22 protein-coding genes and 1 pseudogene are annotated in these 24,177 nt (G+C 39.4%); 2 read left to right on the top strand and 21 right to left on the bottom strand.

Annotation, left to right across the window (positions count from 1 at the left end):
• The 20 genes and pseudogenes from LLF28_00710 to LLF28_00615 all read right to left on the bottom strand — a co-directional run.
• The coding region (locus LLF28_00710; GenBank protein MCE5193972.1) for a hypothetical protein at nt 1-360 on the bottom strand (360 nt) is incomplete at its 3' end.
• A 124-nt stretch (nt 361-484) separates the two neighbouring features.
• Nucleotides 485-1,954: an IMP dehydrogenase gene (guaB, locus tag LLF28_00705; GenBank protein ID MCE5193971.1), complete on the bottom strand. Its 1,470-nt coding sequence runs from the start codon at nt 1,952-1,954 to the stop codon at nt 485-487.
• 134 nt (nt 1,955-2,088) lie between these two features.
• A complete protein-coding gene (locus LLF28_00700; protein ID MCE5193970.1) occupies nt 2,089-2,463 on the bottom strand; it encodes an SWIB/MDM2 domain-containing protein in 375 nt (124 codons plus the stop codon).
• 150 nt (nt 2,464-2,613) lie between these two features.
• A complete protein-coding gene (locus LLF28_00695; protein ID MCE5193969.1) occupies nt 2,614-4,044 on the bottom strand; it encodes an NADH-quinone oxidoreductase subunit N in 1,431 nt (476 codons plus the stop codon).
• Nucleotides 4,041-5,564 (bottom strand): NADH-quinone oxidoreductase subunit M, encoded by a 1,524-nt coding sequence (locus LLF28_00690; GenBank protein ID MCE5193968.1) that lies wholly within the window; start codon nt 5,562-5,564, stop codon nt 4,041-4,043. Before LLF28_00690 ends, LLF28_00695 begins: the two co-directional genes overlap by 4 nt.
• A gap of 30 nt (nt 5,565-5,594) precedes the next feature.
• On the bottom strand, nt 5,595-7,523 hold the full coding sequence (gene nuoL, locus LLF28_00685; protein MCE5193967.1) for an NADH-quinone oxidoreductase subunit L: 1,929 nt from the start codon (nt 7,521-7,523) through the stop codon (nt 5,595-5,597).
• A complete protein-coding gene (nuoK, locus tag LLF28_00680) occupies nt 7,520-7,822 on the bottom strand; it encodes an NADH-quinone oxidoreductase subunit NuoK (protein MCE5193966.1) in 303 nt (100 codons plus the stop codon). The genes nuoL and nuoK overlap by 4 nt, the downstream gene beginning before the upstream one ends.
• Nucleotides 7,823-7,844: 22 nt before the next feature.
• Nucleotides 7,845-8,354 carry an NADH-quinone oxidoreductase subunit J gene (locus LLF28_00675; GenBank protein ID MCE5193965.1) on the bottom strand — a complete coding sequence of 170 codons (510 nt, stop codon included), beginning with the start codon at nt 8,352-8,354 and terminating at the stop codon, nt 7,845-7,847.
• A complete protein-coding gene (gene nuoI, locus LLF28_00670) occupies nt 8,355-8,918 on the bottom strand; it encodes an NADH-quinone oxidoreductase subunit NuoI (protein ID MCE5193964.1) in 564 nt (187 codons plus the stop codon).
• Nucleotides 8,915-9,961 (bottom strand): NADH-quinone oxidoreductase subunit NuoH, encoded by a 1,047-nt coding sequence (gene nuoH / locus LLF28_00665; GenBank protein ID MCE5193963.1) that lies wholly within the window; start codon nt 9,959-9,961, stop codon nt 8,915-8,917. The genes nuoI and nuoH overlap by 4 nt, the downstream gene beginning before the upstream one ends.
• Nucleotides 9,958-12,534: a molybdopterin-dependent oxidoreductase gene (locus tag LLF28_00660; GenBank protein ID MCE5193962.1), complete on the bottom strand. Its 2,577-nt coding sequence runs from the start codon at nt 12,532-12,534 to the stop codon at nt 9,958-9,960. The genes nuoH and LLF28_00660 overlap by 4 nt, the downstream gene beginning before the upstream one ends.
• A gap of 9 nt (nt 12,535-12,543) precedes the next feature.
• Nucleotides 12,544-13,797: an NADH-quinone oxidoreductase subunit NuoF gene (nuoF, locus tag LLF28_00655; protein ID MCE5193961.1), complete on the bottom strand. Its 1,254-nt coding sequence runs from the start codon at nt 13,795-13,797 to the stop codon at nt 12,544-12,546.
• A gap of 15 nt (nt 13,798-13,812) precedes the next feature.
• Entirely contained in the window at nt 13,813-14,283 is a 471-nt protein-coding gene (locus tag LLF28_00650; GenBank protein MCE5193960.1) for an NAD(P)H-dependent oxidoreductase subunit E, read from the bottom strand.
• A 1-nt stretch (nt 14,284) separates the two neighbouring features.
• Nucleotides 14,285-15,475 (bottom strand): NADH-quinone oxidoreductase subunit D, encoded by a 1,191-nt coding sequence (locus LLF28_00645; GenBank protein MCE5193959.1) that lies wholly within the window; start codon nt 15,473-15,475, stop codon nt 14,285-14,287.
• 111 nt (nt 15,476-15,586) lie between these two features.
• The gene (locus LLF28_00640; protein MCE5193958.1) at nt 15,587-16,120 is read right to left on the bottom strand and encodes an NADH-quinone oxidoreductase subunit C; all 534 of its coding nucleotides are present in this window, start codon (nt 16,118-16,120) and stop codon (nt 15,587-15,589) included.
• Entirely contained in the window at nt 16,102-16,629 is a 528-nt protein-coding gene (locus LLF28_00635) for an NADH-quinone oxidoreductase subunit B (protein MCE5193957.1), read from the bottom strand. The genes LLF28_00640 and LLF28_00635 overlap by 19 nt, the downstream gene beginning before the upstream one ends.
• Nucleotides 16,620-16,991 carry an NADH-quinone oxidoreductase subunit A gene (locus tag LLF28_00630; protein ID MCE5193956.1) on the bottom strand — a complete coding sequence of 124 codons (372 nt, stop codon included), beginning with the start codon at nt 16,989-16,991 and terminating at the stop codon, nt 16,620-16,622. The genes LLF28_00635 and LLF28_00630 overlap by 10 nt, the downstream gene beginning before the upstream one ends.
• A 149-nt stretch (nt 16,992-17,140) precedes the next feature.
• Nucleotides 17,141-18,931 (bottom strand): O-antigen ligase family protein, encoded by a 1,791-nt coding sequence (locus LLF28_00625; protein ID MCE5193955.1) that lies wholly within the window; start codon nt 18,929-18,931, stop codon nt 17,141-17,143.
• A gap of 266 nt (nt 18,932-19,197) precedes the next feature.
• Nucleotides 19,198-19,296, bottom strand: a pseudogene (locus tag LLF28_00620) (prepilin-type N-terminal cleavage/methylation domain-containing protein).
• A 186-nt stretch (nt 19,297-19,482) separates the two neighbouring features.
• Nucleotides 19,483-20,880 (bottom strand): hypothetical protein, encoded by a 1,398-nt coding sequence (locus tag LLF28_00615; GenBank protein MCE5193954.1) that lies wholly within the window; start codon nt 20,878-20,880, stop codon nt 19,483-19,485.
• A 133-nt stretch (nt 20,881-21,013) separates the two neighbouring features.
• On the opposite strand from LLF28_00615, the gene ftsY reads away from it, so the two are divergent.
• The gene (gene ftsY, locus LLF28_00610; GenBank protein MCE5193953.1) at nt 21,014-21,919 is read left to right on the top strand and encodes a signal recognition particle-docking protein FtsY; all 906 of its coding nucleotides are present in this window, start codon (nt 21,014-21,016) and stop codon (nt 21,917-21,919) included.
• Here ftsY and LLF28_00605 read toward each other — a convergent pair.
• Nucleotides 21,882-23,714, bottom strand: coding sequence for a penicillin-binding protein 1A (locus LLF28_00605; GenBank protein MCE5193952.1), 1,833 nt, complete (start codon nt 23,712-23,714; stop codon nt 21,882-21,884). The two genes, ftsY and LLF28_00605, sit on opposite strands and share 38 nt — an antisense overlap.
• 34 nt (nt 23,715-23,748) lie before the next feature.
• On the opposite strand from LLF28_00605, the gene LLF28_00600 reads away from it, so the two are divergent.
• Complete coding sequence (locus tag LLF28_00600) at nt 23,749-24,177, top strand: RDD family protein (GenBank protein ID MCE5193951.1); 429 nt, start codon at nt 23,749-23,751, stop codon at nt 24,175-24,177.

Here is a 24,177-nt window from a genome sequence, read left to right as displayed (position 1 = left end):
CATCTTCTGCGGTGTGCCAAGATGGTCATTGTGATAGAAATAATAATTTCCATTTTCAAGCATAAAGACTGGGTTTGTTCCCCAGATGCTGTTTGGCATCCAGCCATATGCTTTTTTGATGTTTCCTGTTGAGTCATATTCACCGATTAATCCTTCATCAGCATAGAGATAATAAGTGACTTGTCCGTTTATATCTTGCTTTATTCTTCTTCCAAATGGGTCGTAGGTGTAGGCTGCGATTCTGCCGTCAGGGAGTTCTACTTTTTCAAGTCTGTCTGATGAGTTGTATGTGTATTTTGTTATCTGGCTGCCATTGGTTTCCTGAATTGTGTTTCCATTTGCATCGTATAAATATGTTATGGCGTCTGTTGCAGTCAGTTCGTTATTTGCATTGTGGGTGTAGTTTATTTGTGTGTCTGTGCCTTTTGTCTCTGTTAAGCGATTGCCTCTGGAATAACTTTAATTACAGAAACAAATAACTCATCTACATCTCTGTCTGATAATTAGGAGCTTCTCTTGTGATTATGACATCATGAACATGGCTCTCTCTGAGCCCTGCATTCGTGATCCTTATAAATCTTGACTTCTGTCTCAGCTCAGACAGATTTTTGCATCCGCAGTAACCCATTCCGGATCTCAATCCGCCTATGAGCTGATTTACACTCTGGGATAACGGTCCTTTATATGGAACTCTTCCTTCAACGCCTTCAGGAACAAGCTTTTTGCTCTCGATTCCGTGCTGAAGATATCTGTCTTTTGTACCCTGCTCCATCGCGCCTAATGAACCCATGCCTCTGTAAACTTTATAGCTTCTGCCCTGATAGAGTATCATCTCACCCGGAGATTCATCTGTCCCGGCTAACAAACCTCCGATCATAACAGAATCAGCGCCGGCAGCAAGCGCCTTGGTTATATCGCCTGAAAATTTTATTCCGCCATCAGCTATCAAAGGAACTTTATATCTCTTTGCAGCCTCGCAGCATTCCATTATCGCAGTTATTTGAGGTACGCCTGCACCAGCAACTATTCTTGTTGTACAAATAGAACCCGGGCCTATCCCAATCTTCAAGCCGTCTGCGCCTGCCCTTATCAGATCCAGAGTTCCCTGCTTTGTTGCAATATTTCCAGCAATTACTTCTATACTGTAGCGTTTCTTAATTGCAACAAGCATATTTATCACTGATTTTGAATGGCCATGCGCTGTGTCTATTACAATCACATCAACTCCAGCCTTAACAAGCAGCTCAGCCCTGTGAAGCGCGTCTTCTCCGACACCTATTGCTGCGCCGACTCTAAGCCTTCCTACTTTATCTTTGCATGCATGCGGATATTTGCGTCTCTTCTCAATATCTTTTATTGTTATAAGCCCCTTTAAATTAAAATCCTTATCAACAATAGGGAGCTTTTCTATTCTGTGTTTATGGATGATCTTTGTTGCTCCATCAAGGTCTGTGCCGACACCGGCAGTAATAAGATTTTCTCTTGTCATTACCTGTGAGACTTTCTTGTTAAAAACTGTCTCGAATTTTAAATCTCTGTTTGTCAGCACTCCGACAAGTTTTCCATTGACTGTAACAGGCACACCCGAGATTTTATATTTTTCCATCAGAGCCATTGCCTCTGAGATGGGCTTGTCAGGAGAGATTGTTATGGGATCGATTATCATTCCGCTTTCGGATTTTTTTACTCTATCAACTTCCGAGGCCTGTCTCTGCTGCGACATTGCCCTGTGAATTATTCCTATTCCGCCTTCACGCGCTATTGCTATTGCCATATCTGATTCCGTGACTGTATCCATTGCAGAGCTGACAAGCGGAATATTTATCTTTATCTTTTTTGTAAGGTTAGTTGATATATCGGCTTCTCTTGGAAGTATCTCTGATTTTGCAGGCAGCAAAAGAACATCATCGAATGTCAAACCTTCAGGTATTTTATATTTGGATTTAGGAATCATTGATTATCTTTCACCTTATGAAAATTTTAAACATTTTAGCATTTATTTATAAGACAAGGCAAATCAATAGAATAAAAAAGGCAGGCAAACCATTTAGTCTGCCTGCCCTGCTAAAAACAAATTAATAAAACTTTTTAGCTCAGGTGTTTGTTGACCAGCTTGGTCATCTCGAACATTGATACTGAACCTTTTCCTCCGAATACTTCTCTCAGGTTAGCATCAGCATTGATCTGTCTTCTGTTTACTGAATCCTGGAGTTTATTCTTCTTGATATATGCCCAGAGTTTCTTTGTTACTTCTGTTCTTGGAATTGGAGCAGAACCAACTACCCTTGAAAGGGCAGTACTAATATGCATAGGCTTCATGAATGCTGCATTTGGTTTTCTCTTGGTTTTTGCTTTTGCAGGTTTCTTTTTCGCGACTTTTTTCTTTGCTGCTTTTTTTGCGGTTTTCTTCTTTACAACTTTTTTCTTTGCTACTTTCTTCTTCGCTGCTTTTTTCTTTGCCATATTCCCCTCCTCTATTTTTCTGCAGCATCATCATGATGCTTTTGAAATTATCAAAATTCTATTCTAGTGAAATCCTACCAGAGGAGAATGATATTGTCAATAATTTTTCTGCACTTTTTAAAGATTTTTTAAGAGTGATTTTTGTTGATTTTAAATAATCAGCAGTGCTGCTTGCGCAAGATTGATAAAATAGGATGGAAAAATTCCGATGATTATAACTGCAGCAGCTGTTATCATCAAAGCAAAACCCAGTGCAGGCGACAAAGATATTTTCTGAATTTCTATAGGATCTCTCATATACATCAGCATGACAATTCTCAGATAAAAATATGCCGACACAACACTGAAGATAACTGCGATTATAACAAGCCATGTGTAGCCTGCATTAACAGCAGATATGAAAATATAAAATTTTGCCATGAATCCGGCGGCAGGAGGAATTCCTGTCAGGGAAAACATAAACACAAGCATCAGAGCTGCTGCCACAGGATGAGTCTTTGCAAGTCCTTCGTAGTCTCTTATATTATCGCCTTTGAATCCTTCAGACCTTAGCATTACGACTACAGCGAATGCTCCAAGATTCATGAACGCATACACAAGCAAATAAAAGAGTACGCTTGATATCCCGTCAGCAGTGCCGGAGACTATTCCTAAGAGGATATAGCCTGCATGTGCTATTGAAGAATATGCAAGCATTCTTTTTATGTTCGTCTGCGACAGGGCAAGTATGTTTCCTGCTGCCATCGTGAGTATTGCTATGGGAATTAAAACAGCAGTCCATTCAACCTTTAAGCTGCTGAATGCAATAAAAAATACTCTTCCTATCACAGCAAATCCTGCTGCCTTTGGACCAACTGACATAAATGCCGTTACAGAGGTGGGCGCTCCTTCGTAAGCATCAGGAGCCCACATATGAAAAGGCACAGCTGCTATTTTGAATGAAAAGGCAATTACAAAAAAAATCATCGCGAGGATAAGCACAGGATTACCTGCGATGTTGTTTTTCTCTATGTAATTTGCTATCCCATTAATATCAGTCGTTCCCGCAGTGCCGTATATCATCGCAATTCCGTAAAGAAGAAATGCCGATGCAAAAACTCCAAGGAGAAAATACTTTATCGAAGCCTCATTTGACTTTATATCGTGTTTAATAAAACCTGTAAGCACATATACGCTTAAAGCCATGAGTTCGACACCAAGATAGAGAACCATAAGGTCTCCTGCCGATGCCATGAGCATCATTCCTATTGTGGAAAAAAGCATAAGACCATAATATTCGCCGTGATTTATATTCTCTATCTTTACATATCTGACTGACATGAGAATTGAGACTATTACATTCAGAATAAAAATCACTTTAAAAAATATGCTGTAGCCGTCTGAGATAAACATCCCGTTGAATAATTTCCCTCCAGAGCCTGCGAGAAAATAAGCGGCAAAGACAGCGCCTATTATGCCTATGAATCCAATCGTCTCTTTTCTCTTAACAAAAACCTCCAGAAGAAGAACAACCAGAGCAAGACATGTCATCAGCATTTCAGACAAAATCGGTCTTAGTTCAGCAATAAAATTCAATGTCATCTAATAATCTCCAGAATATTTTTTTCAATCATGGCAGAATTTCCTGTATGGGAATTTATGTGACTGATAAGATTTCTTACAGACTCATGCATTACAGAGAGAAATGCTTCGGGATAAATCCCGATCCAGAATATCAAAATTATCATAGGCAGCAATGCAACCGCTTCTCTGAGATTTATATCGTTTAATCCTTTAACCTTCCTATTGGTCTCCATGAAAAATATTCTCTGATAAAACCAGAGCATATATGCTGCGCCAATTACTACTCCTGATGCTGCTAATATGCCAATCAATTGTTTTGCCTTGAAACCTCCCAGAATTATCAGAAATTCTCCTATAAATCCGTTTGTTCCTGGAAGAGCTATGGCTGCAAGAGTTAATACCATGAATACTCCTGAATATACAGGCATCACTGATGCAACGCCTCCATATTCAGATATCTGTCTTGTATGCGTCCTGTCATAAATAATTCCTACGCTGAGAAACAGTCCTCCTGTAATTATTCCGTGATTAATCATCTGAAGTATTCCGCCTTCCATCCCCTGGAAGTTCAATGCAAAAATTCCTAATGTTACAAATCCCATATGACTTACAGAGCTGTACGCTATCAGTCTTTTCAGGTCTGTCTGTGCAAGGCATATAATCCCTCCGTATATTATCGCTATCACAGAAAGTATCATCATTGCAGGAGCCATTGCCTTTGATGCCTCTGGAAAAAGCGGAAGAGAAAATCTCAAAAAACCGTATGCCCCCATTTTTATCAGCACAGCAGCAAGTATAACGCTTCCTGCCGTAGGAGCTTCTGTGTGTGCATCAGGAAGCCATGTATGAACTGGGATCATCGGCACCTTGACTGCGAATGCTGCAAAGAATGCCCAGAAAAGCCAGAGCTGAAGTTTATAAGGATAAGTTTTTTCGATAAGTTCAAGAAGGTTGAATGTGCTGCCTGAATGGAAATAGAGGACTATTATCCCGACAAGCATCAGAACGCTTCCTGCCAATGTGTAGAGAAAAAATTTGATCGCAGCATAAATTCTTTTCTCTCCTCCCCACACGCCAATCAGCAGATACATGGGAATAAGCATCGCTTCCCAGAAAAGATAAAAGAGAACTAGATCAAGAGAGCAGAAGACGCCTATTATTGCGCCCTCGATTACCAGCAGAGATATATAGAACTCTTTTACTTTCAATGTAATAGAATTCCATGATATTAGAATACATAGGATTGTGATTAAAGCAGAAAGAAGAACGAAAAGTATGCTGATCCCGTCAATACCAAGATGATAATTTATATTCAGAGACTTGATCCATTCAGTATTTTCAACAAACTGCATAAGATAAGTGCCTTTGTCAAAATTAGTAAAAAGCGGGATCGAGATAATAAATGTTGCGATGCTGGTTACAAGACTCAGCCATTTAATCAAATTCTCTCTCGACCTGTTGATGAGAAGCAGCAACAGCGCTCCTGCAACAGGCAGGAATATAAGCACGCTGAGTATTGGATAACCCAGTTTATTCATCATCTCTCCTGTAAAAATTTCTTGCATGATCTACTTTAAGAACATGAATGCGGTAATAATGAGCATTCCCAGGACCATCATGACTGCATAATGCTGTATGAATCCTGTTTGTATTTTTCTCAATCTTTGGCTGAATGCGCCGATTGCATTCGGCAGACCGTTGACTACTGCCTCTATAATCCTTGCATCAGTAATATTGACAAGGATATTTTTTGCAAACCATATGCAGGGTCTTACAATTATCAAATCATAGAATTCATCAATATAATATTTATTGAAAAAAACTCTGTATGTAAATCTGAATTTCACGGCAATTCTTTGAGGCATATCTGTCTTGACAAGATAAAATAAAAATGCCAGCCCAATACCTGCAAGCCCTGCTATGACGGATGCACTCATAACGAACCATTCTTCCAAATGCGTTCCATTTGATGCTGAATGTCCCAGCACCGGCTTTAGAAACTCGGCAAATCGATCGCCTCCTCCGAGCAGATGCGGTATCCCGAACCAACCTGCTGCAACTGCACCGATGCAGAGCAATATAAGAGGGATTGTCATTGTCTTTGGCGACTCATGAAGATGATGCTCCTGTTCGTTCGTTCCCCTGAATTTCCCGTGAAATGTGAGAAATATAAGTCTGAATGAATAAAAGGCAGTCAGAAATGCAACTGCAGTTCCTGTAATCCAGACAAATTTTCCAACAGGGCTTGTGCCTGAATATGCAAGCCAGAGTATCTCATCCTTACTGAAAAATCCCGCAAACCCCGGAACACCTGCAATGCTCAGTGATGCTATCAGCATAGTAATGTACGTAATAGGCATGTGTTTTTTTAAACCGCCCATTTTCTGTATATTAAGTTCACCTGACATTGCATGCATCACACTGCCTGCGCAGAGGAATAGTAGCGCCTTAAAAAATGCATGGGTGTACAGATGGAAAACTCCCGCTGAAAAAGCTCCGACACCGCATGCAAAAAACATGTAACCAAGCTGGCTTATCGTTGAGTAGGCAATAATCCTTTTTATGTCATTCTGCACAAGGCCGATTGTTGCAGCAAAGAGCGAGGTTATCGCGCCTGTTAAAGCAACTATTATCATCGCTGTCTCAGAGAGATTAAATATCGGACTGCATCTTGCAACAAGAAACACTCCTGCTGTGACCATCGTTGCTGCATGAATAAGAGCGCTTACAGGTGTTGGGCCTTCCATTGCATCAGGCAGCCAGACATGCAGAGGCATCTGCGCTGATTTTCCAATTGCGCCGCAGAATAAAAGAAGCGCTATTAATGTCATAAGATGAATGTCGTATCCAAGAAAGCTAATAGTCGTTAATGCAAGACCGCTGGATTTTGCAAATACAGGTTCATAATAAAGAGTCCCAAATGTCAGAAAAATTATTATCACGCCCAGCCCAAATCCAAAATCGCCGAACCTGTTTACTATGAAAGCTTTTTTACCGGCATCAGATGCAGATTTTTTATTAAAGTAATATCCAATGAGAAAATATGAGCACAAGCCTACTGCTTCCCATCCAAGATAAAGCTGGAGAAAATTATTTGCCATTATGAGCATTAGCATTGAGAATGTAAAAAGACTCATGTACGCGAAAAATCTGTAATAGCCTCTGTCATCATGCATGTAGCCCACTGAATATATATGAATTACAGCGCTGCAGGTTGTCACCACAAACAACATCACTGCTGTTAACTGGTCAATTAAAAATCCAATAGAAACTTTGAAACTACCTGAGACTATCCAGGAATACAAGTCCTGGTTAAAAGTTTTTCCTGACATGACATCAATAAGTGTCATCACAGACACTATCCATGAACCAACAACCGCAGGTATTGAGATCCAGTGAGCTTTATCTCTGATAAACCATCTGCCAAAAATGATATTTACCGCAAAGGCTGCCAGCGGCAGAAGCGGTATAAGCAAATAACTCTGCATAAAGTTCATCCCTTCATCTCATTCATTTCATCAACATAAACTGTCGGCTTATTTCTGAACAGCGCCATTATTATTGCAAGACCAATTGCTGCCTCTGCAGCTGCAACAGCAATAATAAAGAAAACAAAAATCTGCCCTCTCATGTCCTGCATATAGTGGCTTATAGCTACAAGGCTGATATTTACTCCGTTGAGCATAAGCTCTATTGACATGAATATTATTATCAGATTTCTTCTTGTGAGAAACCCGATCATTCCTATTATGAATACTGCTGTGCTGAGTATCAGATACCAGTTTAACGGCACCATCCTGCCTCCAATCTATTCTTGGTCATTTCTTAGCAAGAACAACCGCTCCCACTATTGCAACCAGAAGTATCAATGATGCTATTTCAAAAGGAAATAAAAATTCTGAATAAAGCAATTGTCCGAGAATTTTTGTATGTGTTTCCTTTTTTATAAGTTCGATCGTATATTGCCCTGAAGGAGCCAGTTCAAATGACCTCAAGACCGTCAGCATTATTACGAATATGCTTGATGAAAAAATAAGCGTTATCGGCCATAATTTAATATAGCTTTTGCCTCTTATCTCTTGTCTGAGATTGAGAAGAAAAACAACAAAGAGGAAAAGAACAAGTATTGCGCCTGCATATATGATTATCTGTATTGCAGCAATAAATTCTGCATTAAGGAAAAGATAAAGTCCTGCTATATGGAAAAACAAAAACAGCATCCATATAACACTGTGAACGGGATTTTTCCTCGTAATAACGACCACAGAAAGTATCAATATCACTGCTGAAAAATATGCAAAAAATAACTGAGGAGCTGTATTGAACATTTATTTCCCCTCTCCCTTTTTTATTCCTTTGAATACAGCCTGTCCTTCATATCCTGAAAAATCATCTTTTTTAGGACGCCATATTTTTTCAAAATATTTTTCAGCCTTATCGCCTGAAAAATACTTGTTCCAGTTTTCAAGGAGTTTTTCTTTTGTCATGTAGAAATCATCTCTGCAGTAACCTGAATATTCGTAATGCTCGCTCATTGCTATAGCTCCAAATGGACATGCCTCCACGCAAAAGCCGCAATAAACACATCTGAGGACTTCTATCTCATATCTGTCAACAACCTTATTATGATCTTCCCCGTCTCTGGTATATATGTATATGCACTTTGACGGACAGTATGAACTGCATAAACCGCATCCAACGCATTTCATTTTTCCATTCTCATCTTTTGCAAGCGCATGCAGACCCCTGTAGCCAAACTTGACCGGTCTTTTTACCTTGGGATATCTTCTTGTAACAGCATGCCTGAACATTGTTCTGAAGGTCAGCAGCATTCCCTCGGCTATATCGATGAATAATACTTTTCTTAAAATTTTTTCGAAGCCAGTTCTCATATAAGCCCTTTAATCTTCAGCACTGCTGTTATTAAAATATTAAATAGCGCCAAAGGAATAAGCATTTTCCATCCGATAGCCATAAGCTGGTCATATCTGTATCTGGGAAGTGTTGCCCTTACCCAATAATAAAGGAACATGAATGCATATACCTTTAAAAGAAACCACACAATTCCTGGAATGCTCAGAAGAAAAGGAAACATATCAGTTATAAATCTTGGGATCGTCCAGCCTCCCAGAAAACATATGGCTGAAATGGAAGCCATTATTATCATTGCTGTATATTCGCCCAGAAAAAAAAGCGAGAATCTGAAGCCGCTGTATTCTGTAAAATATCCTGCAACAAGCTCGCTCTCAGCCTCAGGAAGATCAAAGGGAAGCCTGTTCGTCTCAGCAAATGCAGCAACAACAAAAACACAAAAACCCAGTATCTGAGGTATCGCAAAGATACCAGTCGGATAACTGTGCTGAGCCCTCACAATATCAGAAAGATTAAGAGAGCCTGCCATTATCATCACGCCTACAAGACTTAGTCCCATAGCAATCTCATAGCTTATAACCTGTGACGCTGATCTTAATCCACCGAGAAATGCATATTTTGAATTAGACGCCCATCCGGATATCACAATGCCGTATGCGCCCAGAGATGACATTGCAAAAATGAATAGCAGTCCTATATTTATATCTGCTATAACAAAATCCTGAAAGAACGGGATAACGGATAAGGATGTAAGCGCTGAGACTGTAAATACAACAGGCGCAAAATAAAAAAGCGGTTTGTCTGCATTAGCCGGTATTATGTCCTCTTTAAAAAAGAGTTTTATTCCGTCAGCAATCGGCTGGAGCAGGCCGTGATATCCTACTTCCATAGGGCCGATTCTCAACTGCATGTGTCCTATGACCTTACGCTCGAAATATGTTGCGTATGCAACATGAATCAAAGCTGTAACAAGAACAAAAACAGCCTTAATAAGTATCAGTCCAATACTTATGATGAAATTCAGGGTTTCTACTCCGATTAGGCCTTCAAAAAATCCGCTCATCTTCCTGCCTTTTCTATCTTTATATCATTGGCATCAATACATGCTGCGCCTGTAACAGAGTCAACTGAATACTCCACAAGACTATACGCTCCCTTGTCCTCAAAATTATTCGACAGCATAATGCAATTATCATCAAGCGAAGAATCAACATTCAAAGGCAGCTCTATAGAATTAACCTTAGTCGTGATCCTCATCATGCCGCCTGCTTGCAATGAAAGCCTATCAGCAGTTCTCTGATTTATCTTTACCGATGCATTCGGATAAATTTTTAAAAGAGCAGGAGCCTTTCTCGAAAGCGTGCGTGAATGGAACAAGGGTTGTTCAACTTTAATATATAATCCTTCCCTTACGGATATTTCATGTTTAGACGCATTAACATCCACAATAGCCATGTCAGAGGAACTGTTATACGGATACATCACATTCCCTCTCTCTATATACTTGTACTTTAACCCCTTATATAACGGGGAGACTCTGCTTATCTCGTCAAATACAGATTCAGTGTCAGGATAAATAAAATCATATCCGAGTTTTTCCGAAAGTTCGCAGATAATCTTCCAGTCATCCTTCCCGTCTCTATGAACCGCTTTTTTAAGACGCTGTATCCTTCTCTCAAGATTTGTGAATGTGCCTTCCTTCTCACCCCAGCTGAGCGCAGGAAGAACAACATCCGCCATCTTTGCTGTCTCAGAAAAAAAGATATCCTGCACAACAAGGAACTCGACATTTCTTATAGCTGCCTCAACATTTTTAGAATCAGGGATATTGAATACTGGATTTTCTCCCATCACGTATAATGCCTTTAACGAACCTTTTTTTGCAGCATCTATCATCTCAAAAATCGTAAGCCCCTTTTCATTTGGGAGCATGCTCCCCCAGTCACGTTCATATTTTTTTCTCTGCTCTGAATTTGCAACCTGTCTGTATCCCGGAAGCATATCAGGCATACAGCCCATATCCAGAACACCCTGTTCATTCGGAAGTTCCGAAAGCAGATATATTCTTGCATTTAAGATATAGCTTATTGCTGCCAAGAGCAGCAGATTATATGCCCCGTTTTTTGTCTGGACAATATCCCTGCCTATTACTACACATGCTGATAAAGACTGCGAGAGAGAATCAACAAATTTCCGAAGTTCATCTTTTGAGATACCAGATGTTTTTTCAACATCATTAATTGATGCATTAATATCAGCAATCTTTTTCTCAAGAGATGAATTTGTATTGTAAAGCTCTTTTTTCTTTTTAAGCTCTGTGAGAATAAATTCCAGAACAAAAGTATCTGTTAAATATGCAGGATTAAGTGTTATTGGATTAAAATATTGAAAGCCTTTAATATTACCCAGCGTAAAAATCTTTCCGCCTTTTTTAGAACATGCCCTTATCTGAAGACCTAGCACAGGATTGACTGACAAAGGGTCTCCGCCGGCAATAAATACAGCATCGGAATTTGAAAGACCTGATATGATATTTGCCGTTGATCCCTGCCCTAGAATATTTTCTATAAATCTCTGAGCCCCTGCGTACCATGATCTTGCAGTGCTGTCTATATTATTCGTCTTTAGTGCCACTCTCATGAATTTCTGGAAAACATAGTTGTCTTCATTTGTGCACCTTGGCGATGCAATACCGCCTATTGACTTGGAGCCGTATCTTCCGCTGATCTCTGAAAGCCTTCTAGCAACTAGACTTATAGCTTCTTCCCATGTGCTTTCAAGAAGCACGCCTCTTTTTCTTATCAAAGGCATTCTGAGTTTTTCAGGGTTCCTGACAAATTCATAACCGAACATGCCCTTAGAACATATTAATCCGTCATTAACGCCTTTCCCTGCTTTTGCTATAACACGTCCGATCACATTAGAACGAACCTGTAGCGTAAGCGTGCAGCCTACACCGCAATAAGGGCATATTGTCTCCACAGTATCTGATATGAACCACGGTCTGTAATTATGTCTGTGAAGTCTGGACATCATTGCGCCTACAGGGCATACTGCAATGCACAGACCGCAGTATTCGCAATCATATTTTCCGCCTGAGAAAGGTTCAATACATGAAAGGCCTCCCCTGTTCACCACAGAAAGAGCTGATGCTCCCTGAACGCCTGCGCACATTCTCACGCATCTGGTGCACATTATGCATCTATCAGTATTTCTTACAATGAGTGGATCTTCTAGGCTCTCAGTTTTTTTTCTTTTTTCTTCTTTGAATCTGCTCGATGAAGCCCCGTATTTAACAACTAAATCCTGCAGTTCACACTCGCCCGCCTTATCACAGACAGGACAATCAAGCGGATGATTGATGAGCAGAAATTCCAGAACGCCTTTCCTCGCCTCTGCAATCTTTTTTGTCTCTGTATTTATAACCATTCCGTCTGCTGCCATCAGGGTGCATGATGTTTGAAGCCTTGGCATTTTCTCCACTTCAACAAGACAGATCCTGCAGCCTCCATATTTTTCCAGCCATTCATGACTGCATAGCGTAGGGATCTTAATGCCGGCAGACTTTGCAGCCTCCAGCACTGTCACAGGCTTTTCAATTTTTATCTCTTTACCGTTTATAGTAATGGTTATCATTTTATTGAATTAAATCCTTACCGAACATTTCTTTTTATTTATGTGATCTTCAAACTCCGGCCTGAAATGTTTTATAAAATTCTGGATAATGGATGCAGCGCCTTCTCCCAACGGGCAGAAAGTCTTTCCCATCATATTGGATGAGATTGAAAGGAGAAGTCCGATATCCTCCTGTGATCCATTGCCATTTTCAATTCTTTCAAGTATTTTTCTGAGCCACCCTGTGCCTTCGCGGCACGGAGTGCATTTACCGCATGATTCATGTTCAAGAAATTTTAAAGCCCTCCAGCACACCTTTACAAGGCATACTGTCTCATCCATGACAATCACAGCACCAGAGCCGAGCATGCTTCCGTATTTTGGCATGCTTGCAAAATCCATCGGACAATCAATCTTGTCAGGAGGAAGTATTGGGGTTGTTATTCCTCCGGGAATAACTGCCTTTAATTTTCCGTTGTCTTTAATTCCCCCGCAGTGAGTGAATATTATTTCACGGAGAGTCGTTCCCATTGGCAGTTCGTATACGCCTGGCTTTTGAACGTGCCCGCTTACACAATAAAGCTTTGGCCCCGGGCATTCAGGAGTTCCTATTTTAGAATAAGCCTCTCCGCCTATCTCCAATATATAAGGAAGATTTGAAAGCGTTTCTACATTATTTATAACCGTAGGTTTTGCCCATACACCTGCATTGACAGGAAAAGGCGGTTTTATTCTCGGTTGTCCTCTGTCGCCTTCTATTGATTCTATGAGCGCTGTTTCTTCTCCGCATATATAAGCGCCAGCGCCAAAATGAACTGAAAGATGAAACTTTTTATTTTTGCCTAAAATATTATTTCCGAGAAATTTATCGTCATATGCCTGCGCTATTGCCTTATTAAGAATATCTCTTGATTTTGGATACTCGCCTCTCAGATATATATATCCGCATTCAGCTCCAAGCGCATATCCGGAAATTATCATTCCCTCTATTAACAAATGAGGGTTTTTCTCAAGAATAATTTTGTCTTTAAAAGTTCCTGGTTCGCCTTCATCAGCATTGCAGAGAAGATATTTGGGAAACTTAGGGTCTGCTGCTGCAAAAGACCATTTCATTGCAACCGGAAAACCTGCCCCGCCTCTTCCTTTTAAACCTGATTTTTGTACCTCTTCGATAATATCCTTGGGCTGCAATTCAAGCGCTTTTAAAAGGCTGCTGTATCCTCCAGAGTTCTTGTAAACATTAATGTCTGCAGAATCCGGATTATCGATATTTTTTAAAAGCACTTTCCCCATATAATTTTATTTGTATTTCTCCAGAATATCCTCTATGGATTTCTCTGACAGATTTTCGTGAAGATCATCATTTACAAGCATTGCCGGCGCTGTTCCGCATGCACCGATGCATTCCATTATCATGAGTGAAAATCTTTTGTCAGTAGTCGTGCCTCCCGGTTCAAGGCCATATTTATTTTTTAAAAAATCAACAAGCCTTTCAGCGCCTAGTATCATGCATGAAACATTTGTGCAGAGCTGAATCAGATTTCTCCCTGCAGGCTCGTGCCTGTACATTGCATAGAATGTTCCAACACCTTTTACTATTGTCCGAGGCAGGTTAAGCGCATTTGAAACAACTTCGTAAGCATCAAAAGAAAGATAACCGAACTCTCTTTGGACAATGTAAAGCGCAGGCATAACAGCGCCCGTTGCCTCAGGATACTTTTTTCTTACTGAAACAATTTCCTTTAATACATCTTCGCTTAAAACAGTCATCTTATCTGTCGCACTCTCCCATAATTATGTCTATTGTGCCGATATTTGCTATTGCATCTGCAACAAGATGCCCTTCGCAGAGTTTCGGCAGTACTGAGGCATGGATAAAAGAAGGGGCTCTTACCCGCATTCTGTAAGGTGTTCCTGTCCCGTCACTGACAAAATAAAAACCCAGTTCTCCTCTGGGGGTCTCTGTTGACATATAGACTTCGCCTTCAGGCACACTAGGCCCTTTTATTATTAAGACAAACTGGTGTATAAGATGCTCCATGTCTTTTAATATCATTTCTTTATCAGGAAGAATATATTTGGGAGAATCCGCAAGAACAGGACCAAGCGGAAGTTTTTCTATGCACTGTTTTACTATTTCATTTGACTGCCTCATCTCCCCTATCCTCACAAGGTATCTGTCATAACAGTCGCCTTTTTCACCAATGGGCACATCAAACTCTATTTTGTCATAAGCATCATAAGGAGCAAATTTTCTTACATCATAGTTGACTCCTGATCCTCTTAACGTAGGACCTGTAAGCCCCCAGTTTATCGCCTCCTGAGCAGTTATAATGCCGATGCCCACTGTTCTTTTTCTCCATATCCTGTTTTCAGTAATAAGAGTCTCATAATCATCAATCTTAGAAGGGAACTCAAGGACAAATTCATAAAGAGTATCAAGAAATTCCTGCGTGACGTCATTTCTTACCCCGCCTATTCTCGGATAACTCACAGTGAGTCTTGCACCGCAAAGCATCTCGAATAAATCGAGAATGCGCTCTCTTTGCCTGAATGCATATAGAAACGGGGTTGTTGCTCCGATATCAAGCACATGCGTGCCCATCCAGATAATGTGGCTCGAGATTCTCCCCATCTCACAAACCATCGTCCTTATGAACTTTGCCCGCTCAGGCGCCTCTATTCCAAAGAGCTTTTCTACAGCATTCACATATCCGACATTGCTGTTCATCGAAGCTATGTAATCCATACGGTCAGTAAGTGGCAGCGCAGAAAAATATGTCCTGTTTTCTCCTAGTTTTTCAACGCCGCGGTGAAGATATCCGACATAAGGAGTGCATTTGATAATAGTTTCTCCTTCAAGGTCAAGGACAAGCTTCAATACCCCATGTGTCGCTGGATGTTGTGGTCCCAAGCTCACTGTCAATTCTTTTGTTTTTACTGTCTTTTTCTTTTCTTTCATCTCTGCCTTTAAATTTAATTCAGCATGCTTTAACAGGACATAACTTAGATAAAACTCAGATTAATTCAGAAAAATAAAAAAAATTTGTCAAAAAATATTAGCGTGCTTTATCTATTTATGCCACTCGAAATTCTTAAATCTCTTTGCCCTGCTTAGAACATCCAAGAAACCTGACCAGTCTTTTTCATGCCCCTTTACAGGATAATCTTTTCTCAATGGATAACCTTCCCAGTCATCAGGCATTAGAATTCTCCTCATATCCTTATGTCCATTAAAAAAAATGCCGTACATATCAAAACACTCCCTCTCGTACCAATCAGCGCCAATCCACACAGACACAACACTGTCAGTATAAAGCTCGCTCTGCGCTATCGGAGTTTTGAGTCTTATCATGTGTCTGTGTTTAAGAGAATATAGATGATATACAATCTCAAATCTCGTGTTTCTTTTTCCAAGATAATCAACACCGCACAGATCAACAAGATAATTAAAATAAAGATCAGGGGCATCATTCAGATATCTGCATATTTCTGTTATCTTATCTTTGTTAAGAGTAACAGTGGCCTGCCCTCTGAATTCAGATATATTACTGACTTCATTTGGAAATTTATCTTTTACCTTTTCTGCTATCTCCAACGGCTCCACCTGAAACGCTCCTTCTTTATTTTCTCCTGAAGTTTGATTATTCCTTCCATCAATGCCTCAGGTCTTGGCGGACAGCCGGGGATATAAACATCAACAGGCAGAAAACTGTCGCATCCCTGAACAGTACTGTATGTATTGAAAATTCCTCCGCTGCACGCGCAGCTTCCCATTGATATCACATATCTGGGTTCAGGCATCTGGTCATAAACCCTTCTGACAATTGACGACATTTTTTTTGTCACTGTGCCTGCCACGATCATCACATCTGCCTGACGCGGAGAGCCTCTGAATATAATTCCCATTCTATCAAGGTCATAATGGCTCGAGCCTGTTGTCATCATTTCTATTGCACAGCACGCCAGTCCGAAAGTAACCGGCCACATGGAGGAGCTTCTTCCCCAGTTAATAATTTTATCCATCGAGGTGATAATGATATTCGGAGCAAGTATCTTTATCCCTTCCTCAACCTCAATGAGCTTGCCTGAACATTTCTCATCAATTAATCCCAATCAAAAGCCTCCTTTTTCCAAGCATACACATAACCGACGAGAAGTATCGCTATGAATATGAGCATCTCAATTAATGCGTATAATCCAATCTTATCAAATACAACAGCCCAGGGATACAAAAACACTGCCTCAACATCAAATACAACAAAAAACATTGCGATAATATAAAATTTTACAGAGAAGCGCTGTCTTGGCTCGCCGATAGGAGGATTTCCTGATTCATACGGCATAAGTTTTTCAGGATAACTTCTTCTTAATCTGAATAATAAGCCTATTACCAATGTCCCCAACCCAAAAGCTGTTGAGATCATCAGAAAAATAAGGATAGGCAGATATTCTGTCGGCAAATATGTTCCTGGCATCAGAACTTTTTATACTTCAAACTTAAAGGTTATGTCAAGAAAAGAAGATGAAAAACAATGAATACTGTGATTGTATTTTTTTATGAGGTTATAATTTTATTTTTACTCGCCATGAATGCAAGAATATATACTTGCATTATCTGAAAAGTTTAAAGAATTTTTTTGCTCTTAAGATCTTTTATTAGCTCTTGAACCATTTTCTCGTCAGGATACTTTTCTTGTAGTTTCTTAGCTGCGACAGCAGCTTCTTTTTTCTGGCCTAAAAAAACAAGGGTACGAGCATATTCAATATTTACAATTCCTGAATGCGGACTCCACAGGTAGGTATGATTAATCCAGTCTGATATTTCCTTGTTATCTGCAGGTTTCTTCAGAAGATTACGATGGTCTCGGTTTAATCTTATGCCATCTAAAAAATTATCCATAAAATATGGATTTGCTTTCATACCTTTTCTGAAAATTTTATCAGCCATCTCTGCTAAATCGTTTCTTTGCATATCAACAGCCTGGGCACGCAATATTATGCCTTCTGAGAAACAATAAAATGCTTCATATGGAGCAAGTCTTTGAGCAAAAGCCAAATACTTGATTGCAGATTTTGTTTCTCCCTTTTTAAGCAGGTCATTGCTATAGCGAAAAGCATATTGCGCGATTACTGGCTGTAAAAGCCAGAGAAGAAAAATTCCTATGACTAATGTTTTAAATACACTATATCTGATATTAATACGCTGAAATATTTCTTTAACAGGAATTCTCAGATGCTCCATAGCATCCTTGTCCCTAAAAATCCCGTTAATAGTTCCGAGATATGCTCCGAGTAAAAACTGTAATGCTGGAATATAAAGCGGAAAATCCACGAGGGCATGAACAAACATCGATGAAACAGCAGCGCAGCACGCATATATCCAGAATGATTTTTTTGAGTTGTCAAAAAATTTCCTGTTCCTGAAAATAGTGATATAAAAAACTGCGATCAATGCTAATAATGATAATAAACCTAAAATTCCTGCTTCAAGCCATATCTGAAGATAGTCATTATGCACGAACAAAGTATTCCACTCATGAAGCGGCGGTGCCTTATATCGCTGGAAAAGAATTCCAAAATTTAAAAATCCATATCCAAACACAGGGTTTGTTTTTATAACTTTCCACGCAATCGAATACAGTTGAGTTCTATAAGTGTTTTCCAATAAAAAAGTCTCTGCTTTAAGCCTGTCTACATTCCAATGTGGAGACAGCTGAAATATTAAAAAAACTATTAAAAACCCGAGAATAATTTTCTGCCATTTTATTTTAAATTTTCGGATGTTAATGAAATAAGCCAGAAAAAACAGTCCAGCTGCAAATCCAAGATATCCGCCTCGGCTTTGAGTAGCAAGAAGTCCTGCAAAAAATAATATTGCCAAAATATAAACATATTTGGAATAAAATCCGAGTAAGTACGCCGCTATTAAGGGAAGAAGAAAAAAATTTATTCCAGTAGCAAAGGTATTTGGCGTATAAAAAATCGCATTTGCCCTCCTATACATCTCAACCATATATCCAAATCCTGTGAAATGCTGGACAAGTCCCCATATAACTAAAAGTGAAAAAACAAATAAACTGCCCTTAAAAAATCTTTCTATGGTCAGAGTGTTAAGACGTGAAAAAATAATAAAAGCCAGTGTAAAAAAAAGAAGATTAAAAATAACTTCTATTTTGAAAGTCAGACTTACGAGATAATAATGTATTCCCAAAAAGATAACAAATGATAAAAAAGTTATTGATAAAAATGTCAGCGGAAATGGATTATCAGGTTTTTTAAAGAAAAATAAAACCAGACATGCTGTCCCAGCCCACCATAATAGCATCTCCCGAGTGAAAACAGATATAGGAATGATAAAAAAAAGCGCCAGCAAAAGAAAAGAAGGAGGCCCAAAGCCTCCTTCTTTTCTAAACACAACTAGATACTCAAAAGATCTTCTTATCCTGAACAAAATGCGCTGTCAATTGTGAAAGATTTTGTAGTTGTTGCTGCATAACCTGAATAAAATGCTGAACCATTACATGAGCTGCCTAGGTTTACCTTATTAGCATCATAAACTAAATTAGCTAATATTGTCGCAAAGGTTGAACTTGTTTTTTTAGAAGCATAAAGTATAGTCGCTGATGACTGAAGTCCGCCGATTGTCCCGTCCACAACAGCTACCTGCGCATCGTGCTGCAGATCAGCATATTTTGGTATTGCAACTGCAGCCAAGATACCAAGAATTACGATGATCATAACAAGCTCGATAAGTGTAAATCCGCTTTTGTTCTTTAACATTCTTATTCCTCCTTTTTTTAAAATTTAAACACTGCTGTCTTAATATGATAGCAATGTTTATGCCAAAAAATAACGCTTTAAAATCAGCATGTTATTTCTAAAGTTCCTTTTTCTGGGTAATATTTTACCCAAAATGTTACAGTTAAAGTTTATTTAAAATATATCTTAATCTCAACAATATCATAATTATAAGAGTTCTGCAACTGCAGACTGCGCAGAATCCGAGCTCCAGTAAGCAGATATTTTTGTGCAATTAATATCATTGAACAGATACGGGTTTCCAAAAGATATAAAAGCATCTGCCTTGCCTTCTAATTTTTTTATGCTCTCAGAAAGCCACCTGCTCCGGCCGCCTTTCCATGCCTTTACGCTCGAAAAAACAGCAGCAATTATATATCTTCCTGTCAGATCATCTAATGAAAAAACTTCATCTCTTTTATAACTCTTACAGATAATGTTTTTATACTTTGTTTTTAATCCTGAGGTTAATACATTCCCTTTATCATCCATATCATCATTCAGGATTATCAATGCAGGGTTTTTAACAGGCTTTATTGCACCTGATATTTTTACAGCCATTTTTGCAAGTTTCCTTGAAAGCTCTCTGTTTTTTTTGAATTGCAGCCTCGAAAATCTAAAAGGCACCGTGTTTAATTTATTTCTCAAGCGTGAAATCCTTTCGGCATTAGCAGAAAAGTTTTTCTCCTCAAGATAATATGCTGTTTTTTCAGGATCAGAAGGATGGAGCAGGATATCCACGCCTGCCTTAAGCGCTATAAGCGATGCCTCTTCTTCGGAATATTCTCCGATGCCCCCCATATTAAGAGCATCAGTTATTATTATTCCATTAAACTTCATTTTTTCTCTCAGGTATAAAACAGTTTTTTCAGATAAAGAAGCAGGCAGACCTGAAGAATCAAGCGCAGGCGCTCTGAGATGTCCGAGCATTATCATCTTTACTTTTTGTTTTATCGCATCTCCAAATGGAATAAATTCCAGCTGTTCAAGAGCAGATAAACCTTTTGATATTGTCGGAAGACTTATGTGGGAATCGACCTTTGTGTCACCGTGTCCTGGAAAATGCTTTCCGCATGAAATAATCTCGTTTTCCTGCAATACGTTAATCATTTCCAAGCCAAAAAATGATACTGTCTCTGGGTCTTCGCCAAATGCCCTTGTTGAAATTATAGGATTTCCTGGATTGGTATTAATATCGAGCACAGGCGCAAAAATCGTATTAATGCCTGCATATCTTGCCTCTAGTGCAATCGCCCTGAATGCTTTTCTGAGCAGTCTTATGTCTGATTGATTCTTCTTTATTGCTGATGCAACACCCATTGCAGGAGGGAATAACGTGCCGCCCTCAAGCTGCTGTCCCAATCCCTGTTCCAGGTCCGAAGAAATAATTAACGGCTTTGCAGAATTTTCCTGAAGTTCTTTAATCCCTTTTCTTACATTATCAAGTCTTCCGCCAAAAATAATGAAACCGGCAATCCCTTTTTTAACAAGCCTCAGATAATAATCAAAATTGTTTTCGATCTCTTTGCCGTTGAGTCTTGCAATCATAAATTTATAAAAATTCATATGATATTATACCAAGACATAGTCCATGTTATGCCTATATAGTTTTAGAGCGGATTTATCCTGTAGACGTTCAATATTGATAATTGATTAATATTTACAAAAAATTTAGAATCAGGATTCTAAAGGAGAGATAATGGCTATTTTCGAAAAACTTAAAAACGGGTTGACTAGAACAAAAAAAGGGCTGATTGAAAAAATAGAATCTGTATTTACCAGAGGAAAAATCAGCAGGGAAGAATTGGAAGAGCTTGAAGAAATACTTGTCTCAGCAGATGTAGGAATTCATGCTGCTCAGGAAATAACCGCCTCTCTAAGAGAAACGCTTTTAAAAGATGAAAATGCAAAAGAACAGCCATTAATGAAATTCCTTAAAAATAAAATGTCTTCTTTGTTAGGATCAGCTTCAACAATACAATTATCAGGAGAAAAACCTTTTGTAATTATAGTTGCAGGAGTAAATGGGACAGGCAAGACAACTACAATAGGAAAACTTGCGCACAGATTTATTTCAAACAACATTTCAGTCATGCTTGCAGCATCTGACACATTCAGGGCTGCTGCAATAGAACAGTTGGAGATATGGGCTGAGCGAACAGGCGCATCAATCGTAAAACATCAAAGCGGAGCTGATCCCGCTGCTGTTGCTTTCGATGCCATAGAATCTGCAAAACACAAAAAAATTGATGTAGTTATTATTGATACAGCAGGAAGACTCCATACAAAAAGTCCTCTTATGGAAGAGCTGAAAAAAATCAAACGCGTATCCGGCAAGGCAATGCCCGGCGCTCCGCACGAGGTGCTTCTTGTTGTTGATGCAACAACAGGGCAGAACGCATTAAGACAGGCAGAGTTATTTAATAAGGAAATCGGGATAACAGGAGTGATACTTACCAAGCTTGACGGCACAGCAAAAGGCGGGATTGTTTTTGCAATAAAAAAAGATTTAGGAATTCCCGTAAAGATGATCGGCATAGGCGAAGGAATGGATGATCTTCATAACTTTAATCCTGAAGAATTTGTTGAGGCGCTTTTTTCATAAATTCTATCCACATTGGCAAGGCTGTTCTTGATCCGGCCTCGCCCTTGCCGATTGGCGTGTGGTCGTCTCTTCCAACCCAGACACCTACTGCAAGCGTGTCATCAAATCCAACAAACCACGCATCTGTATAAGCATTGGTGGTTCCTGTTTTCCCGTAAATCTGCCGCTTGATTACCTTTGCCTTCTGCGCTGTCCCTTCAGTAACAACTGCTCTGAGAAGCTTTTTTATCTCCTTTACATCGTCTTCGCTAAGGAGATTTTCTACAACAGGCTTTGTTTCTGCAATAACCATTCCATTACGATTAAGTATCTTTTCATACAGCAAAGGTCTTGCCCTGTTCCCGGATATAAAGGCTGAATATGCTGAAACCATATCTTTTAATGTAACATCAAAAGATCCTATTGCAAGCGAGATATACGGCTTAAGCTCGCTTGTTATTCCCAGTCTCTTTGCCATCTTGACTACATTATTTATTCCAATGTCTGAGGCAAGCCTGATAGTCGCTGAATTAAGCGATTGTGCCAGCGCAGTTTTCAGAGTTACTGTCCCATAGTATTTGCCGTCATAATTTTTGGGGATCCATACACTGTCAGGAGTCGAACCTTTAAATGTTATAGGCGAATCTTCCACCTCATCGGAAGATGTCATTCCATTTTCTATTGCAGTTATGTAAACAAACGGCTTGAATGCAGAACCCGGCTGTCTTAATGCCTGAACTGTCCTGTTAAATTGATTCTTCCAGAAATCAGCTCCGCCCACCATTGCCTTTACATGACCTGTTCTCACATCTATCGCTATAAGCGCTGCCTCTATAGGAGGCTTTGCCCTTTTTTCAATAGCAATCAAGCCTTTTCTAACTTCCTCTTCTGCGATCTTCTGCATTTCCATGTTGACTGTAGAATATATTTTATATCCTGCTATATAGAGATCATTCCCATATTTTTCCTCCAGCTCCTGCCTGAGAGTTTCGATAAAATACGGCGCATCGTATTTCCTGAAATTAGGAACTGTCGGCAGAGGCGTATTTTCTGCCTCTTCGCATTCAGCTTTTGTTATGAAGTTGTTTTTAAACATTTCCTTTAGAGCTACCGACCTTCTCTCCTTTGCCTTCTGCGGATTCTTAAAAGGAGAATAAAGGGACGGCGCTTTGGGAAGAGATGCAAGAAGAGCTGCCTCTGCTACATTCAACGCTTCTGTTGATTTTCCAAAATATGTCTGGGCTGCTGCTTCAATGCCATAGGCCCTTGTTCCAAAATAAATCTGGTTTAGATAAAGCCCAAGTATTTCATCCTTTGTGTAATAACGTTCTATCTCTATTGATATAGCAGCCTCTTTTATCTTTCTATCAAGACTCTTTGCAGGTTTCAAAAAAAGCATTTTAGCAAGCTGTTGTGTTATGGTGCTTCCACCCTGAACAATGCTCCCTGATTTTATGTCCTGGTATAAAGCCCTGAGGATCCCAATTATATCAATTCCGCGGTGACTGTAAAATCTTATATCCTCAACCGCTATAAATGCATTTTTAACACGCTCAGGTATCTTCTGGTTAGGAACAAAAGTTCTTCTTTCCAGATAGAATTCTGCGATTAGTTTACCGTCTGACGAAAATACCTGGGAGGATTCAGCAGGAGCATATTCCTCGAGAGATTTAATATTTGGCAGATCAGAGAGGACCCAGAAAAAAAATCCTACTAAAATACCTATTAGGATAGAGAGAACAGCAAGGGCTGTCAAACCCCAGCGTTTTTTCGTGCTTTTTTTGAAGAATCCCAAGTTGTTTTTTGGATATGTCATACTCCTTTATTATAATTGAAAAATAGGGTACATTTTGTTAAAATCACGGGTGTCTGAAGAAATAAAAAAAGCTGGACTTCTTCTTAGAAGCATAGCAAAAACCATTGACTTAATCGTGGTAGCCGCTGCTGCTGAGATAATTCCAAATACAGGTTTTTTTGCCGGGCTTGTATATATACTTATAAGCGACGGGCTTTTCGAAGGAAGAAGCATTGGCAAATATTTAACAGGCTTGAGAACAATTTCAGTTTCTTCAAACAAACCATGTACTATTAAAGAGTCGATACTAAGAAATTTCATACCCGGCATTGGCGTAATGCTTTTCAAACTTCCTTTTGCAGGGTGGATATTGATGCCTGTTATTTTGCTGCTGGAATTTATAGTTCTTCTGGGAAGCAAAGAAGGAATGCGCATAGGCGATGAAATAGCAGGCACGACAGTTATAGAACAAACAACAATTTAA

This window comes from Nitrospiraceae bacterium, from assembly GCA_021373015.1.
Lineage (GTDB): Bacteria > Nitrospirota > Thermodesulfovibrionia > Thermodesulfovibrionales > UBA1546 > JAJFTJ01.
The sequence above is the reverse complement of the archived record's forward strand: the minus strand, read 5'-3'. Positions and strand labels throughout refer to the sequence as shown.